Source organism: Oleiphilus sp. HI0080, assembly GCF_001635135.1.
Genome location: NZ_LWFU01000415.1, coordinates 1 through 16,751, shown reverse-complemented (window position 1 = coordinate 16,751; position 16,751 = coordinate 1). Strand labels below are relative to the sequence as shown.

General features: G+C 48.0%; 11 protein-coding genes. 4 read left to right on the top strand and 7 right to left on the bottom strand.

What is annotated here, in order from left to right:
• The 4 genes from A3751_RS07760 to typA all read right to left on the bottom strand — a co-directional run.
• The coding region (locus tag A3751_RS07760) for a CYTH domain-containing protein (protein WP_068454017.1) at nucleotides 1–663 on the bottom strand (663 nt) is incomplete at its 3' end.
• A gap of 116 nt (nucleotides 664–779) precedes the next feature.
• The gene (locus tag A3751_RS07755; protein ID WP_068454015.1) at nucleotides 780–1,769 is read right to left on the bottom strand and encodes a porin; all 990 of its coding nucleotides are present in this window, start codon (nucleotides 1,767–1,769) and stop codon (nucleotides 780–782) included.
• A gap of 984 nt (nucleotides 1,770–2,753) precedes the next feature.
• Complete coding sequence (gene dtd, locus A3751_RS07750; RefSeq protein ID WP_068454013.1) at nucleotides 2,754–3,191, bottom strand: D-aminoacyl-tRNA deacylase; 438 nt, start codon at nucleotides 3,189–3,191, stop codon at nucleotides 2,754–2,756.
• Between the two features lie 111 nt (nucleotides 3,192–3,302).
• The gene (gene typA / locus A3751_RS07745) at nucleotides 3,303–5,108 is read right to left on the bottom strand and encodes a translational GTPase TypA (protein WP_068454011.1); all 1,806 of its coding nucleotides are present in this window, start codon (nucleotides 5,106–5,108) and stop codon (nucleotides 3,303–3,305) included.
• Nucleotides 5,109–5,634: 526 nt separating this feature from the next.
• Here typA and glnA point away from each other — a divergent pair.
• The 4 genes from glnA to ntrC all read left to right on the top strand — a co-directional run bounded on the left by glnA (nucleotide 5,635) and on the right by ntrC (nucleotide 10,513).
• The gene (gene glnA / locus A3751_RS07740) at nucleotides 5,635–7,041 is read left to right on the top strand and encodes a glutamate--ammonia ligase (protein WP_068454009.1); all 1,407 of its coding nucleotides are present in this window, start codon (nucleotides 5,635–5,637) and stop codon (nucleotides 7,039–7,041) included.
• A gap of 106 nt (nucleotides 7,042–7,147) precedes the next feature.
• Complete coding sequence (locus A3751_RS07735) at nucleotides 7,148–7,699, top strand: Ig-like domain-containing protein (protein ID WP_068454007.1); 552 nt, start codon at nucleotides 7,148–7,150, stop codon at nucleotides 7,697–7,699.
• Between the two features lie 307 nt (nucleotides 7,700–8,006).
• Nucleotides 8,007–9,077 (top strand): nitrogen regulation protein NR(II), encoded by a 1,071-nt coding sequence (gene glnL / locus A3751_RS07730; RefSeq protein WP_068454003.1) that lies wholly within the window; start codon nucleotides 8,007–8,009, stop codon nucleotides 9,075–9,077.
• 2 nt (nucleotides 9,078–9,079) lie between these two features.
• On the top strand, nucleotides 9,080–10,513 hold the full coding sequence (gene ntrC / locus A3751_RS07725) for a nitrogen regulation protein NR(I) (protein WP_068454001.1): 1,434 nt from the start codon (nucleotides 9,080–9,082) through the stop codon (nucleotides 10,511–10,513).
• A gap of 146 nt (nucleotides 10,514–10,659) precedes the next feature.
• On the opposite strand, the gene A3751_RS07720 is transcribed toward ntrC, so the two are convergent.
• The 3 genes from A3751_RS07720 to A3751_RS22690 form a co-directional block, all read right to left on the bottom strand.
• Nucleotides 10,660–11,154, bottom strand: a complete 495-nt coding sequence (locus tag A3751_RS07720) for a prepilin-type N-terminal cleavage/methylation domain-containing protein (protein ID WP_068454000.1) — start codon at nucleotides 11,152–11,154, stop codon at nucleotides 10,660–10,662.
• A 291-nt stretch (nucleotides 11,155–11,445) separates the two neighbouring features.
• Nucleotides 11,446–16,356, bottom strand: coding sequence for a LamG domain-containing protein (locus A3751_RS07715; protein WP_068453998.1), 4,911 nt, complete (start codon nucleotides 16,354–16,356; stop codon nucleotides 11,446–11,448).
• On the bottom strand, nucleotides 16,356–16,751 hold a 396-nt coding region (locus A3751_RS22690; protein ID WP_082863116.1), incomplete at its 5' end, for a hypothetical protein. The genes A3751_RS22690 and A3751_RS07715, both read right to left, overlap by 1 nt.

Here is a 16,751-nt window from a genome sequence, read left to right as displayed (position 1 = left end):
AGCTGCATGCGGTTCTTTTGCAGCACTGCCGCTATGGCTCAGCCCATCAGATCGTTCATCTAGCTCAACCGACTCGCATACCTTAGCGCTTCCGAGGTACTCAATCTCGACCTCATGTATCGGCTGTGCCTTTTTCGTACCCGGAACGGTGATCTCCCCCTCGTCCAAGACTAACTCGAAGTGGTGGCCACCCCATTGAACAATCTTGGCGGTACGCTGAAAATCGGTTCGAAATACGGGCTTTAACTGCAAATTGGTAGCATGTAACTGTGCAGTCCAAACATCGAGCGACTCCAACGCTTTAGTGCTCAAAATAGGCTTCGCTAATTCCCATTCCCATTCTCCCCGCTGCGAAACGCCATTCACGCTTTTGCCTGCGGTTTTAAGCGTTTGGATATAACGGGTATTAGGCGCAACGCCTTTTTTTCGAATCCGCAAAGCCACTTTATTCTTATGAAGCGTCAGATCTTCGGTATCAAAATAGATATTTTCAAGCTGCATGATCTTAATTTGCGCTGCATTGTCTTGGGTTACATCAGCTTGAGCGGGCCCGCTTTGTGTTAGGTCAGTTTGCGCTGCACCAGTACTGAGCATCGCTTGCTCAAGCTGCGCAAACGAGAGCGCCTCCGTGCAGGACAGTTTTAACTCTAGCTCTTTCGCCATCACTCTATTCCCAAGCTTACTCGATAAACATCATTCAGTTTATACACTTTTTAACTCGCAGAAACGAAAAAACCGGCCAGAAGGCCGGTTTTCAATACTAGCTAACTAAGTAAAACTTAGAAGTAGTAAGTAGCACCGATAGCAGTTGCTGTGTCGTCTTGATCTTTAACGTTGTCGTAACCATCAGACTGAGCTGCTTCAATGTATACGTACATGTTGTCGCTTACATTGTGAAGCGCTTGCAAATAGATAGTTGACTGATCGTCGTCAGTTGCGCCATCTGCATCCGTACCGTAGATGCCGTAACCTAGAGCAAACGTAGTTGCGCCCATGTTGTAAAGACCTTGAAGACCCATGTAGTCACCGCCGTCTTTCTGGCCAGACTCAGACTCATCAAGCGTTTCGTACTGCGCTTGAAGCGTTAGGTCGCCCATCATCATTGCTGCTGCAATACCGATAGCGTCTTGGCCTTTGTTGTTACCGTAGTTAGTGTCAGAAGCCATAGAGTATGCCGCTGCTACGTAGAACTCTTCAGTTTCGAATGCTGCTGCAAGCTGAGTACCACGAGTCGTAGTAGAATCACCATCGATTTTGTACGTCGCACCAACTTTGATCGCGTCAAACGTACCAACGTACTGCGCGTTGTCGCCTTCGCCAATCGTCGTCAAGTTAGCACCAAGACCGATCTGCTCAGAAGTATCGGTGATGTTGATGAACTGCTCGTAAACAGTGTCGTCAGAACCGATTTGAACAGAACCGAAGTCGCCTTTCACACCGATGTACGTTTCGTCAGTTTCGCTAAGGCCTGGGCCATTAGGCTTTGAGCTGTTTTTGTCATCAGCGTCAAATTCGAATTCCATTTTCAAAAAGCCAGTAAGGCCTTCAGAAATCATGTGCTCGTGCGTGAAACCAAGTGTAGAACCGCCGTCTGCGAATTCGTGAGAGCCGCTTTTCGCGCCATTCAGATCAGTTTCGTTCCAGAAGTGAGCAAGCTGAATGTTACCAAACACGCCCAATTTAATTGGATCGATGCTTTCTTTTGCGAATGCCGCAGTTGAGGTTAGTGTAGCTGCTGCTACAGCTGAAGCGATCAGAGTCTTTTTCATTTCGTCTTCCTTATTTCTAATTGAAGATTGGGCTGATGCCCGTTCGTTCTAAGTAATTTAATAGCTATTAAATCGTTTATTAGTATTTTCGATGGGATGCCCCAAAGTGGCGCCCATTTAATTTCACACTCGTGACAGAAATATGACAAGCGACAAACTTGTTTGATTTCTTTCACCAATGTCATGAACTGCAATCGATTTAAACAAAGTTAAATCAGGATGTAGAACATGCTTTTGGTTCGACCAAAGTTATCTTAAGCCAAAGTTCAATCAATGCGCACGTTACAGCTTAGTTAGGAAAGTGACGCAAGTGTTCAATATTTTGATCACCAAAACCACCCGTACTTTGTTTCACTTTGTACAACTTCAACGACAAATGTAAAACAACCTTCAAAGCAAGAAACGCCTATTGAGCAAAACTTCTCCACTCAGGACACTCCCTTTACCAGCCCAAGTAACTTAGCTAAAACCGTGCCAACCGCGCGATGCCCACCTTGCCGAAAATGGTGAATATTACTTTATTAACAATAGTTTAAGCGAGCTACTTAAAGCCAGCCCTTAGTTTCGGTTTAGTACACGATATTGAATTACGCAACTTTTTGGTGCGAATACATAGAAAATAGGCAAAATCCGCCCCATCTGCGAAGACCAAGCCCTATTACAGTATGAACAGGTAGTAATAGAGCCCAGCCTAAGTGAACCAAATTAGCTCTCAAACGGCCGAAAAACGTATATTTTAAGAAAATAGATGCGCTTTGTAGGGGAGGCGCCATGGCTTACGGCGTAGCGAGGCCTTGAAAACAGCTACAAGAGCCTTTGCACAAAGCACCAAAATACAACACCAGCACTAATGCTGCTCTCAAATAATGCACAACTCACTTAATAGCGCCTAGACTAAAGTCTAAGCAGTAACAGACGCTTTCAGGCGACAATGAGGGATGAAGACCCTACAAAAACAGAAACTGATTGCACTCTAAAGACAAGCTAAAGCTCAAACATAAAGGTAACAGGGCCATCGTTAAGCAAGCTCACTTTCATATCTGCCCCAAACCTTCCAGTTGCCACTCGATCATGTGCCTTCTGAGCCTTTTCGACAAAACAGTCATAGATTGATCTGCCATGCTCTGGACTCGCCGCACTTGAAAAGCTCGGTTTCGTTCCCTTTTTTGTATCGGCTGCAAGCGTAAACTGTGAAACAACCAATAAGCCTCCCTGAACGTCTTGCAGGCTTCGTCCCATGCGACCATTTTCGTCTTCAAAGATACGATACTTTAGAATTTTAGTGAGCATGCGATCGACCAGCACAGTATCGTCATGCTTCTCGACCCCGATAAAAAGCAGGATGCCCTGATCTATCTCACCAACTAGCTCACCACCCACAACAACTGAAGCGCTCTTTACACGCTGTATAAGTGCTTTCATTACTTATTGCTCTCCACGCTTTCCGGCACTATTGTTGGCAATCTTCATCACAAAAAAAGGCCGAAGTAACATATACTCCGGCCTTTTTGATTCAGAAGTTAAACCTAAGTTTTATTTGGCGCGCTTACGCTCATTCTCTGTAAGAAGCTTCTTACGCAAGCGAATACTTTGAGGCGTTACTTCTACAAGCTCATCGTCTTCAATAAACTCGAGCGCTTGCTCAAGCGTGTGAATGATTGGTGGCACTAGGGTCAACGCTTCATCCGTACCGGATGCTCGCACGTTGGTTAGCTGCTTACCTTTCGTCGGATTTACAGCCAAGTCATTCGAGCGGGAGTGAATACCAATAATCTGGCCTTCATACACGTCCTGCGCATGGCCGAGGAACAAGCGACCGCGACTCTGCAAGTTAAACAAAGAATAAGCCGCCGTCTTTCCTTTCAGCATACTCACCAATACGCCGTTCTGACGCTTGGCAACTTCGCCGACTTTAACTGGGCCATAGTGATCAAACACACTAGTCATTATGCCTGAGCCAGAAGTCATAGTTAGGAAGGCACCACGGAAACCGATCAGACCTCTTGAAGGAATGGTGAATTCTAAACGAACTCGACCCTTACCATCTGGCTCCATGTTGGTCATTTCAGCCTTACGCAGACCAAGCTCTTCCATCACCGCACCTTGATGAGGCTCTTCTACATCAATCACTACATGCTCATATGGCTCTTGAATTTCGCCATCAATTTCGCGCTGCACTACCTCAGGACGAGAAACACCCATCTCAAAGCCTTCGCGACGCATGGTTTCAATGAGCACTGAAAGGTGCAACTCACCACGACCAGAAACCACAAACTTATCAGGCGTATCACCAGCTGCAACACGAAGCGCCACGTTATGGATCAATTCCTGATCTAGGCGATCCTTAATGTTCCGCGTGGTAACAAACTTACCTTCAAGGCCTGCAAACGGAGAATCGTTAACAATAAAGGTCATGCTAACCGTTGGCTCATCAACAGAAAGCGCCGGCAAAGCTTCGACACACTCAGGGTCGCAGAGCGTATCCGAGATACCTAGCCCGTCAATACCATTAATACAAACGATATCTCCGGCACTCGCAAGCTGGGTTTCTACCTGCTCAAGACCGAGGTAACCTTTTACATTCAGAACCTTACCTTTGCGCTCTTTACCTTCTGCATCAACAATAATCACTTGTTGATTTGGCGACAACGTACCGCGCGTAATTCGACCCACTCCAATAACGCCGACATAGCTGTCATACGCTAGCGCAGAAACCTGCATTTGAAATTTCCCATCTGGGTCAACGTCTGGTGCCGGCACCTTCTCAACGATCATCTCGTAGAGCGGCGTCATATCGTCAGCCATATCTTCAGGATCAAGGCCGGCAATGCCATTAATCGCTGATGCGTAGATCACTGGAAAATCCAACTGCTCGTCCGTCGCACCGAGACTATCGAACAAATCAAAAACTTGATCCATAACCCAATCAGGACGCGCACCAGGGCGGTCAACTTTGTTGATAACAACAATTGGCTTAAGACCTTTCTCAAATGCTTTAGAAGTCACAAAGCGCGTTTGCGGCATAGGACCATCAACAGCATCAACAAGTAGACAAACAGAATCTACCATCGACAATACGCGCTCTACTTCTCCACCAAAGTCGGCGTGTCCGGGCGTATCTACAATGTTGATTCGGTAGTCGTTCCATTTGATCGCGGTATTTTTCGCAAGAATGGTAATGCCACGCTCTTTCTCCTGATCGTTGGAGTCCATGATGCGTTCGGCACCCTCATCCTTACGATCCAAAGTTCCAGACTGGCTTAGAAGCTTATCAACCAAGGTCGTCTTACCATGGTCAACGTGCGCGATAATCGCGATATTACGTAGGTTCTCAATCACTGTAGCATTACTCAAACATTGTAGGAGGCGTTAAAAAGGACGCGGATTATACAGAAAGCGAACGCAGATAAATACAAGGTGCACATTTATTTGCAATCATGCCTTTGACTGCAAACAGAGTCAGCCGCCCCATAATGGATCAGACAAAGAATTATTGCACCAACATGGGTCACTCAGACCAAGAGTTAAAACCTCAGTTTTTTATAGGTCGTTGTTTATCCTGCAGAAAACACTAAAAGCCCGAACTGGCAAGAACCTTGCTTTCTAAGTGAACCAAAAGTGGGCAGAACGCCTGCAGGCCTATGAAAGCGATAAGGGAGCATGCTATTCTGCTCGCCCATTTATAGGTTATCAGCGCCAAGAGCGAGTGGAGCATGAGACATGCTGCAGTCCTGGGGCTTATAAATCGTCAGACTTTCGGAAATAACAACGCAGCGCGCGAAGATTTAGCCGAAACCTGAAATAAACAAGAACTGCTTATCTCTTCGGTAGCCGTTCAGTAACATCCGTAATATGGAGTAATAAAATGTCAGAGAACACTCTGGGTCTCATCAAAGAGAACGAAGTTAGATGGGTAGACCTTCGCTTCACAGATACACGCGGTAAAGAGCAACACGTTAGCATTCCATCTACAGAAGTTGACGAAGACTTCTTTGAAGAAGGCAAAATGTTTGACGGCTCATCAATTGCTGGCTGGAAGGGCATCAACGAGTCAGACATGATCCTTATGCCTGACGACACTACTTCGGTTCTTGATCCTTTCACTGAAGAAACCACACTCATTTTGCGTTGCGACGTTGTTGAGCCATCAACAATGCAAGGTTACGAGCGTGACCCACGCTCTGTTGCGAAACGTGCAGAAGAGTACTTGAAGTCTACAGGCATCGCAGACAGCGCCTTGTTTGGTCCAGAGCCAGAATTCTTCGTATTTGACGATGTTAAGTGGAAAGCTGATATTAGCGGCGCAATGTACCAAATCAGCTCTGAAGAAGCTGCATGGAGCGACCACGCAGAATTCGAAGGCGGCAACATCGGTCACCGTCCAGGCGTTAAAGGCGGTTACTTCCCAGTACCACCAGTTGATTCTTTGCATGACCTACGTGGCGCCATGTGTGCTGCAATGGAAGCAATGGGTCTTGTGATCGAAGTACACCATCACGAAGTGGGTACTGCTGGTCAGTGTGAAATCGGTGTTGGTGCAAACACGCTTGTTAAGAAAGCGGACGAAGTACAAATCCTTAAGTACTGCGTACATAACGTTGCACACGCATACGGCAAAACAGCGACATTCATGCCGAAGCCTCTAGTTGGTGACAACGGTTCTGGCATGCACGTTCACATGTCTCTTGCTAAAGATGGCAGCAACCTATTTGCTGGTGACGGCTACGCTGGCCTATCTGATGAGTGCTTGTACTACATCGGCGGTATCATCAAGCACGCTCGTGCAATCAACGCATTCACGAACTCATCAACCAACTCTTACAAGCGTTTGGTACCAGGCTTCGAAGCTCCAGTTATGCTTGCATACTCTGCACGTAACCGTTCAGCGTCTATCCGTATTCCATTCGTTAACTCGCCTAAAGCGCGTCGTATGGAAGCTCGCTTCCCTGACCCATCTGCAAACCCTTACCTAGCGTTTGCTGCATTGATGATGGCAGGCCTTGACGGCATCCAGAACAAGATCCACCCTGGCGACCCAGCGGATAAAGACTTGTACGATCTACCTGCAGAAGAAGCACTTGCTATCCCAACTGTTGCAGAAACATTTGATGTAGCACTTGCAGCTCTAAAGGAAGACAACGAGTTCCTTACTAAAGGCGGCGTGTTCACAAAAGACATGATCGATGCCTATATCGAACTTAAGAACGAAGAAGTTGAGACTTTGAACATGACAACTCACCCAGTTGAGTTCCAAATGTACTACTCAGTATAAGCTTCGCCTTATATGGAAAGCCCGGTGCTCGGATAGAGCACCGGGCTTTTTTGTTTCTAAACTGCGTGCTAGGCTAGAGCTAAATGGACTGAAGGAACCTCCTGATATGACCCTCAAACGCGCTATTTGCAGCACTCCCCTTGTCGCATTAACCCTGTTACTTCTATCTCAGCCAAGCTTAAGTGCAACGAAGGTGTATAAGAAAGTAATGCCTGATGGCAGCATTAGCTATTCAGACGAAGCTCAGGACGACGCGGAAGTCCTAAACGTCGAGCCTGTCCCAACAGTACCAGCATTTAAAGCACCGCCGAGTGAGGCAAAGCCAGAGGTAGAAGCAGAAGAAAAACCCAAGAATTTTTATGCCTCTTTAACCATCCTAAGCCCCGAAAATGACACGGCCTTTAATTCCGGTTCGGGGACTGTTGAGGTCAAAATCAAGAACAACCCATCTCTCATTCGGGGTCACAAATATAAAATATTCTTAGGCAACCAACTGCTATCAGAACAAACTGAGAATTCTTACGTGACGAGCAATGTAGACCGCGGCACGCATCAGCTTTCCGTTCACATCGTTGATCAGGCGGGCCGGATTCTAAAAAGCGCAACAAACACTTTCACGCTCCATCGACCCGTTATTCGCAAACAACCCAGACAGTGATTGCACTTAGCCTGATTTGCTCGCCACTCGACCGTAAATCAGGCTCTACAACTAGACACACTGCATCCATCCAACCCTCCCGACTCATTTCCGGCGCACCATTTTCGTGCAACCTCACAATGTTCTATGTATGCTTTTCTGCACCCATATCGCGCAGAACACCAACGAAAACGTAAAAACCATTATCTTTCAATACCTTAGATAACATCTGGCAACCTACACAATATATGGTTTGAATCTTGCAGATGGTCTCAGGTGGTGCAAGCGCACATTTTTAATCAGCGACAAACTCAACGAAACAGGCAGAATGAACAACCCGCAAAAAGCATCTTTTATCTTAGAAAATTTATCGACCGCTGTTTTTGTGCTGTCTGACGAGTTGCGCGTAATCGAATACAACCCAGCTGCAGAGATGCTTCTCCAGCTGAGCCAAAAACGTATTATAAACGCCCGATTTGAAGAGCTTTTCAATGTATTTCAAGACAAATTGCAACAGGAAATGCAGGATATCTTGATCAGTGGGCATACATATACCCAACGGGAATGCGAGCTCGGGTTGTTTAATGGCGACAATATTCTTGTCGACCTCACTGTGTCAGCCATGACCTATGAAGGCCAAGTTTCGCTGCTAATTGAGGCGCAAACGAAAGATCGGCTGATGCGGATCAGTCGTGAAGAACAATTACATGAGAACCAAGAAACCGCAAAAATTCTAATTCGGGGTTTGGCACACGAGATAAAAAACCCTTTGGGTGGCATCCGGGGTGCTGCACAACTACTCGCATCTGAGCTGGATGAGGAACAGAGCGAATACACGCAAGTTATTATCGATGAGACAGATAGGCTGCGCTCACTTGTTGATCGCCTACTTGGAACGCACAAAGCGTTGAATCTGGCTGAGATCAACATTCACGAAATTCTTGAACGGGTTTGCGCATTAATCCTAGCAGAGTCTGGAAAATCCATTCGCATCGTTAAAGACTATGACCCAAGCATTCCCGAAATTTTGGGCGACAAGAGCCAACTTATACAAGGTTTTCTCAATATCGCGAAGAACGCGCTGCAAGCCTTAGAAAAGCAGGCGCAAGCTGGTGAAGACGCCTCTATCACCATTCGTACCAGAACCTTAAGGCAATTTACGATTGGTCAAACGCGGCATCGATTGGTTGCCAGAATCGAGCTGATCGACAACGGGCCAGGCATAGACAAAAACTTCATTCAAAACATCTTCTACCCGATGATCAGTGGCCGCGCAGAGGGCACGGGTCTCGGCCTTTCAATTACACAAAGTATTTTTACCAAACACCACGGTTTAGTTGAGTGTGAGAGCCAGCCAGGCCATACCAGCTTTATCGTTTATCTACCCTTGGAGTTATAAGGATGAGCACGCAACCATTAGTATGGATTATTGATGATGACCGATCGATTCGCTGGGTACTTGAGAAAGCACTTCAGAAAGAAGATTTTGCGATCCGCTCATTTGAGAATGCCGACGGCGTCCTCGAGAGCCTCGAGCGTGAATCACCAGATGCAGTAATAAGTGATATCCGCATGCCGGGAATTGACGGTTTGGAATTACTAGGCCAGATCCACAAGCAAGACCCAGATATCCCGGTCATTATCATGACGGCGCATTCCGATCTTGACAGCGCTGTCACGTCTTATCAAAGCGGCGCGTTTGAATATCTCCCGAAACCCTTTGATCTCGAAGATGCCGTATCACTCTCTAAGCGTGCGATTGCCCACTCTCAAGAACAGCGCGCTAAAAACAACGACGTCTCGGCAACCAAAGTCAGTGAAAGTACCGAAATTATCGGCGAAGCACCCGCCATGCAGGAAGTGTTTCGCGCAATTGGTCGACTCTCCCACTCCAATATAACGGTGTTGATCAACGGCGAATCGGGCACTGGTAAAGAGCTTGTCGCCAAAGCGCTGCACCAGCACAGCCCCAGAGCAAGCGAGTCCTTTATCGCGCTAAACATGGCCGCCATTCCAAAAGACCTGATTGAATCGGAACTCTTTGGCCACGAAAAAGGCGCCTTTACTGGTGCTGGCGGCCAACGCACAGGTCGCTTTGAGCAAGCGAACGGCGGTACGTTGTTTCTCGATGAAATTGGGGACATGCCCGCAGATACCCAAACCCGCTTATTACGAGTGCTCGCTGACGGTGAGTTCTACCGGGTAGGCGGCCATACGCCAGTAAAAGTCGACGTTCGAATCATTGCGGCAACACACCAAAATTTAGAACACCTAGTTAACGAAGGTTCGTTTCGAGAAGATCTCTTTCATCGCTTAAACGTGATTCGCATCCACCTTCCAAAGCTTTGTGATAGAAGGGAAGACATCCCCAAGCTAATGCACTTTTTCTTAAGTCGCGCAGCAGAGGAACTTGCCGTAGAGCCAAAGGTTCTCCGACCAGAGACCGAAGATTATTTGAGCGCATTACCGTGGCCAGGCAATGTAAGACAGCTTGAGAATACCTGTCGCTGGTTAACAGTAATGGCAAGTGGTCGAGAGATCCATGTGTCAGATTTGCCTCCCGAGCTACTACAACACAGCGATGTCTCGCTCACCGGAAGTACTTGGCAAGAGGGATTACGCAAATGGGCCGACCAAGAGTTGAAAAAAGGTCAAAGCGCCATTCTAGATACAGCCGTCCCAGAGTTTGAGCGTATCATGATTGAAACAGCGCTCAGTCATACGAGCGGGCGCCGACGGGATGCTTCGATACTGCTGGGCTGGGGAAGAAATACCCTTACTAGAAAAATCAAAGAACTCGGCATGTCCGCCGATGAAGAAGGCGATGAAGAATAGCGTCTGAAGATTGAACTTTATGTAGTAACAGGGGTGTTCGTCTTGCTAGAAATGCTGGACGAAACATGCCCTGCAACAAACAGAAGAGAGATACTTTAAACCCCAGGCATTCACGGTAGAGAGAGCCATTACGCACTGACAGAACGCTAACCGCAACCTATTGCGACTAGCCTTACTCCGAAACTCACCCGAACTGGTGGTACATTATCGGCATCCGCATTGGCCGCTGTGTAGTCCAAATAGCAGTTTTCTTGCAGCTCCAACCGTAAGACGTCCCCACCAAGATTCCCTTGAGAAACAATAACAAAATCCGAGTTCTCGGTGAGGTCTGCTGCCACACCGATACCCGCACTATCCGCGGTTGGGTAGCCGTTAACCATGGTGATGTCGGCCCCATCAAGCGTCACTGTATCACCAAGGGGGCTACCTTTAACCAGCTGCTCTGCATGCGCAACAGCCGCCGCAGACTTCATGGTCCCCGCAATACCTGCAAGGGAAGCTTCTCTCGCCTCTCTTCCAAGGTCTGCAAAACGCGGGATAGTAAAAGCCGAAAGGATACCGAGGATCACAACAACCATGATCAATTCGATGAGAGTAAAACCACGAGCGCCGCTCGCTTCAAGTCTGCCAAACTGCTGCATAGTTCTTGTCGTTTCTTTATTATTTTATTGGGATTGCTAATACGTACAGGGTGTTATTAAGCCACAGCTCATAGATTCAGACTAGAAAAATCGGTGACACGAACATGACGATTCCGTAGTGCAGATAAAGCGCTTTGGAATTAATGCAAACGGGTTGCACGAACATCTTGACCTATAGCCTATCAGGTCGATGATCAGCCACGAGAATCATCAGGGCAACTCGCATCAAGGGCGCCGATGAGAAAACACCTCAGCACGTCCGCAATATATCCAACTCAAGATTGAGCGCTCTTAAGGAAAGACCTCTCGCCAGTATATAATGCGGTCATTCCCACGATACTGACCAAAGGTAGCGAACCTCAAGGGCGCGTCTTCCAAGGAACCGTCCGCGCTTGCATCCCAATTGAAACGCAGCCAAGGCATTGTCCCTAGATCAACGACAACACCAATCGAACCAGTATGGTCGTCCCCTGTTGACGCTAAGCCCGGAGGAGAAAAACGGAACTGACCAGAACCATTCGCGAGCGTCGAGTTAAAACTCATGTCGCTGCTGCCATCTCCAACGCTAATTCCAGCATAAGGTGCGCTCACTGCATTGCCGTCTGAGTCATTGACACTCAAACCGATATCGATCGCAGAGCAAATATCATCAACATTCACTAGAAAGCCAGCCCCATCCCAATACTCCGCTTGTGCGAGCATATTAAGAGCCACATCTTCCGGCCCAAAAACATTCTCTGTACGCCAGCGACCGTAGCGCTGCTCGATACCGACAGGTCGCCACACGGGACTGTTGCTCACAGCGACAAGATCACTATCATCGATGGTATTGGCCGAAACTTCTAACTGACTGAACGCCGCTTGATTAACAGTAAACGGTGCCACCAATGCATTGGCATCCTTATCGTAGTTGTAGGTATCGCCATTATCGAAGGTATAAAGCATAACTCCTGGGGACAGAACACTGAGAGCCCCATCATTTAAACTCGCAGTGACGGGCATTTTTACCCCCACACTCGTGCCATCCTTCAAGTCGTCTTGCGTCGGAGGAATCAGCGCATCAGCAACGTCCGCTGAAACCAACTTACGAAAGTTGTTATCCGTATAATTTTCAGTCGTCACGCCGTTGGCGTTCCGTGCGGTAATGCTCGCTGAAGGCAAAGTGGCATACGTAAACGGCTGTCCAATATACGTAAAACTGCCGCAGTTTGCAGCGAAGCGACCATCATCCGGCGCGACCACAAAATCGGCAGGCGTGAACCGTCCAATGTTTGCTGATGTTGAGCCGGCAACCGTTTGACCAAAATAGGCTTGAGGCGACGTTGTCAAAGAAAATACACCAACCTCACTCACCTGCTGATCAGTCAAAGTCCGCGAACCTGGCACGGACTCTGTACCATCAAAAACCAAAGAGGTTCGTGCAAGCCCACCAAGATTTCCTCCAGATGGCGAAATGAGTTGATGACTCAAACCAACCGTACCTTGGTAGCTTGGCGCGCTCCCACCTCCATTACATTCTGCTTGAGCAGTGACACTAAAATTACTTCCCGCTGAAGTCAGCACAGAGCAAGCAGCAAGTGCAGCCTGACTCCCTCCTGCACAGGCTGCATTCGCATCATCAGCTTGGATGGTTATTCGTTGAGGCGATACAACAAAAGGGTCTACCGTGACGGCCAAAGCCGAAAATTCAGGTACAGAACCGTCATAAGGCGCTTCATCATGCAGAACATTTAAACCCAGAACTTCACCTACATCATCATAGGCCAATGCGACACTCGCCACGCCGGCATTAAAGTTAGCAGATACATTAATACTGGCCGGCTGGGTTTCACTCACGCCGACGCCATTAAATAAAATGCTTCTTGGCAGTCCAGTATCTTTGACACCCGGAGACTGAGCGATATCCGTATTCACATCACTCCACACTTTCAGATTCTTGGATCCGTCAAATCCAGTCAGCACATTACAACTACCTCCGCCGGTTAGATCCTGACCGAACGCCGTCAGGGTAAAGTTACTCGACGCTCCACATACAAAGCTCGCGGGGCTAGAGGCCAAAAAGCCAGACGCTCTAAAGTCGGTACCTGAAGTCGCAGAGCTACTGATCGCCAAGAAAGAATCCTCTACAGTCACACGAAGATCTGAGTTCTCGTTTTGATGGAACAGATAAAAATTGCGGGTACCGCTCTCACTACCGTCGAAGGTATAGGTCGATATCGGACTCCCTCCAGTGCTCGCTAGATAAAAGTCACTCAAGGTACTTTCATTGCTGCTCAGATTAATAGTGCCGGAATAATCTGACTTGGCAGCTAAGCCATCTGCACACATCGCCTGTACTTGAACAAGCGCCCGCGTTTGAGGACAAGCTAAAGAATATTGAGGTTGCGAGATAGAAAAACTACCCAAAGCACAGGAGCTTGTAGGATCACATATCCCACCGAAATCCAAAGTAGAAACGCCAGAACTGTCATAACTAATTTTAGAGTTTGAACCCAAGCTAATATTGTTTGCCGTTACAGCACCGCTGAGGTAACTCGTCGAAACGAAGCTCACGTCACCAACGGCATAAACGACACCTGCCATGGTCGCTGAATTAGGAAAACCAATATCGGAATACGCGTAGAGCAACAGACTGGAAGCAGTTACGCCAGTAAAGTCATTTACACCGGACGCGTTCAACAAGTTGCTTGAACCAATATTGAGCGTCTGATTCACAAATACCCTTGCTGTTCCGCCGCCAACCACATTGAAGCGCACCTGAGAGCCTAGCGTCAGCTGGTTAATCCAGTAATCGCCCGCGATAAGATTCACATCAGAGTTAAAACCGACATTCATGGTGTCAATAAAATATTCGTTGTACGCGGGGCTAACGCTCATCGTGGCTTGGCTACCGAGCGTCACGTTAGCATAGCCGTTAGTGGTTTGCCCCAAGATGCCCACGCTACTAAACCCGATGTTCAATGTTTCACTGTAACTTGCTGTATTCGGAAAGGTGCCCGGTGATATGGCCGCCACAGAACCCGGCTCTGCGCTGCAGTGCGACGACTCACAGCTTAATTGCCCGCTTCCGCCATTCGTCACGACGCTCCCAACAGGCAAGATAGTCGTCGGATTATTCAAGATCTGCGCATTGAAACCAAAGTCGACCGTACCATTTGCATGGCTATTAATCCCCGTGGCAAAACTGCCTGCACAGGAATCGACACAAGGCTGCGTTTCAGCCGAGGCCGCAATAATTTCTACAGCGGTTAACACTGTGTCATAGAGTCGAAGCTCGTCCAGCGTCCCAAAGGCCGAAGAGGCAGGTGCAATGTTGTAAGTCGAGGAGTTGTCGCCGAAGAATACCGATCCAACATCACCAAGCACACCATTCGTATTAAACGTCTGGCTCGCTACTTCTGTTCCATTCGCGAATATTTTGAGTTCATCGGCAGGCATGTCCCAAGTGATCGCGAGATGAACCCAGTCACCGGCATTAAAAGTATTGACCGGAGAAGTCAGATTGAAATCGCCATCAGCAGCATCCTCAAGAGAAAAACGCAAGGCGCCACTATTCAATTTCGCGAGATAAAAATATTTGTCATTGGTGTTGTTTAGAATGCGGGTACTCGCATCCAAAAGGGTACGATTTCCTGACCCAACCCAATCTTGCTCAGCGCGATACCACAACATAATGGTTCCGGCATCGCCTAGGTCATCATTAACATCAACCTGCGAGTCGACCGCATCAATAATCGCGACCGAGCTGTTCTCTGGAATATCAATCGCACGGCAAACGTAACCATCTTCATTCGAAGCGGGGTCGCCCAAAGTCACCCCGTTATTGCCGTTTCCGGTATAGTCTTCAATCGCCACGCCAGAGCCTGTAAAAGGCGTTTGCTCAAACGGGAAATGCGCTATTAGGCTATTGCTCGCACAAGGTCGCGTATCATTGAAAAGAGCAGTAACTTCAGCGTCACTGAGGACTTTCGAGTAAATCCGCAATTCATCGAGTTTTCCCCGAAAGTATTCCTCGGTGCCGCCCGTATCCTCTATCCGACCGATACTACTAAAACTGTTGCCAATGACTCCGGCAATACCTGTGCCGCTCCTGTTCAAGGAGCCATCAATATAAATCTTATAGGCGCCAGAACCCGAATCACGCGTCAACACAACGTGGTGATATACATCGTCGTTTATTGCGACCGTAGATTTGGTTGAGTACTGGTTTCCAACGGATAGACCAATTCTTCCGCTCGCATCTAACCACCCCCAAAAAATGTCATCCGAACCTCCTGCCTGCTCAACACCCGCTATGCCGGGTGCGCGCCAGCCGGTGTTATTACCGGTTTGAGTGGTTTTGATCCAGAAACTCATCGATGCGGTCGTACGCAGGCGACTATAAATATCTGCACTTTCAATGTAGTCATCCACACCATCAAATTCACCAGCTCGACACAAATGCGCATCATCTGTCGTCTGCGCGCCACCTTGAGATTGAGCGTCCAGGCCATTGCCGGAACTATCCAAAACGTCCCCTGCATTACCGGACCAAGAATCCTCATCCATGCGGAATTCGATATCTGCAATCGGTGTCGTTACGGGGCCAATGCTGTAATCAATCACCAGCAGAGGAGCATTAGCACTTTCGCCGTTACGAGCTTCCGCCGTGCGTTGGCAAGCAGAACTATTACAACCCGATCCAGGACGGATCAGAATCATCAGGCTGTTACCATCGGCCCAACCACCCCGATTAACAATCTCCTGAATAACGAGCGAAATATCCGCGGTTTGCTCCTTATCACTCACACTGGTCCAAGGAGCAGGACTCCAGGGCACAACAGCAGAAGTCGGTGTTCGATTGCTCAAATTTGAGCGGTTATTACCGATGCCACCGGCGTTATCGGCAGCTTGCCCATAGATCTCTAGATTTGTGGCACCACTGTCGGTTTCATCCACCTCAAACTCGATATAGGCCGAATTGATGGTCGCTCCCTGAGGCACATTAACACTGCGAAAGCGCAACCCTACTAACTGCGCATTACCACCGTCATAGGCCATTTCTAAATCACTACTGCCGCGATTCATGTTGCCGTTAGACAGGCGCTCTTCTGCATCATCATTGTTATTACTGATTCGTACTTGCTCGACAATGGCATGTACCGGGCTAGAGAGTATAAATAAAAGCCATAAGATAAGGCTCCGCTTCAGAAAATAGGCCATCAATTACTCCTCGCCCTGACCTGAATCGTGCGTTCGGCCTGTTCAAATCCACTACCACAAATCGCAGTGCTACTTAAGGTGTAGTAATTGATGCCGGCCACTACAACCAGGTTGCAGGACAAATCTGCTGTGCAGCCATCAAGCCCTAGATTCGAGCCTGACGAGTCGAAGTCAATATCGGCCAACGCGTTATTGCAGCTTGTGCTACCAACAAAAATTCTATTAAGCCCTACCTGAGCTCCGCTCTCTGCAGCATAAAATGCCCGCTGCGACTGGAAACTCTGACTAAAACTCAAACTCGCTGTTTGATTCAATTCGCCAAGAGCCACCACAATCAGTGCAAGTATAGAAATAATAAATACCGTCGCTGGCAAACCGATCCCGCGCTGCATCGA

Excerpts from the sequence above, each read along its gene's own strand:
- A3751_RS07755 (WP_068454015.1), bottom strand. The coding sequence starts at position 1,769 with ATGAAAAAGACTCTGATCGCTTCAGCTGTAGCAGCAGCTACACTAACC.
- dtd (WP_068454013.1), bottom strand. The coding sequence starts at position 3,191 with ATGAAAGCACTTATACAGCGTGTAAAGAGCGCTTCAGTTGTTGTGGGT.
- glnA (WP_068454009.1), top strand. The coding sequence starts at position 5,635 with ATGTCAGAGAACACTCTGGGTCTCATCAAAGAGAACGAAGTTAGATGG.
- A3751_RS07735 (WP_068454007.1), top strand. The coding sequence starts at position 7,148 with ATGACCCTCAAACGCGCTATTTGCAGCACTCCCCTTGTCGCATTAACC.
- glnL (WP_068454003.1), top strand. The coding sequence starts at position 8,007 with ATGAACAACCCGCAAAAAGCATCTTTTATCTTAGAAAATTTATCGACC.
- ntrC (WP_068454001.1), top strand. The coding sequence starts at position 9,080 with ATGAGCACGCAACCATTAGTATGGATTATTGATGATGACCGATCGATT.
- A3751_RS07720 (WP_068454000.1), bottom strand. The coding sequence starts at position 11,154 with ATGCAGCAGTTTGGCAGACTTGAAGCGAGCGGCGCTCGTGGTTTTACT.
- A3751_RS07715 (WP_068453998.1), bottom strand. The coding sequence starts at position 16,356 with ATGGCCTATTTTCTGAAGCGGAGCCTTATCTTATGGCTTTTATTTATA.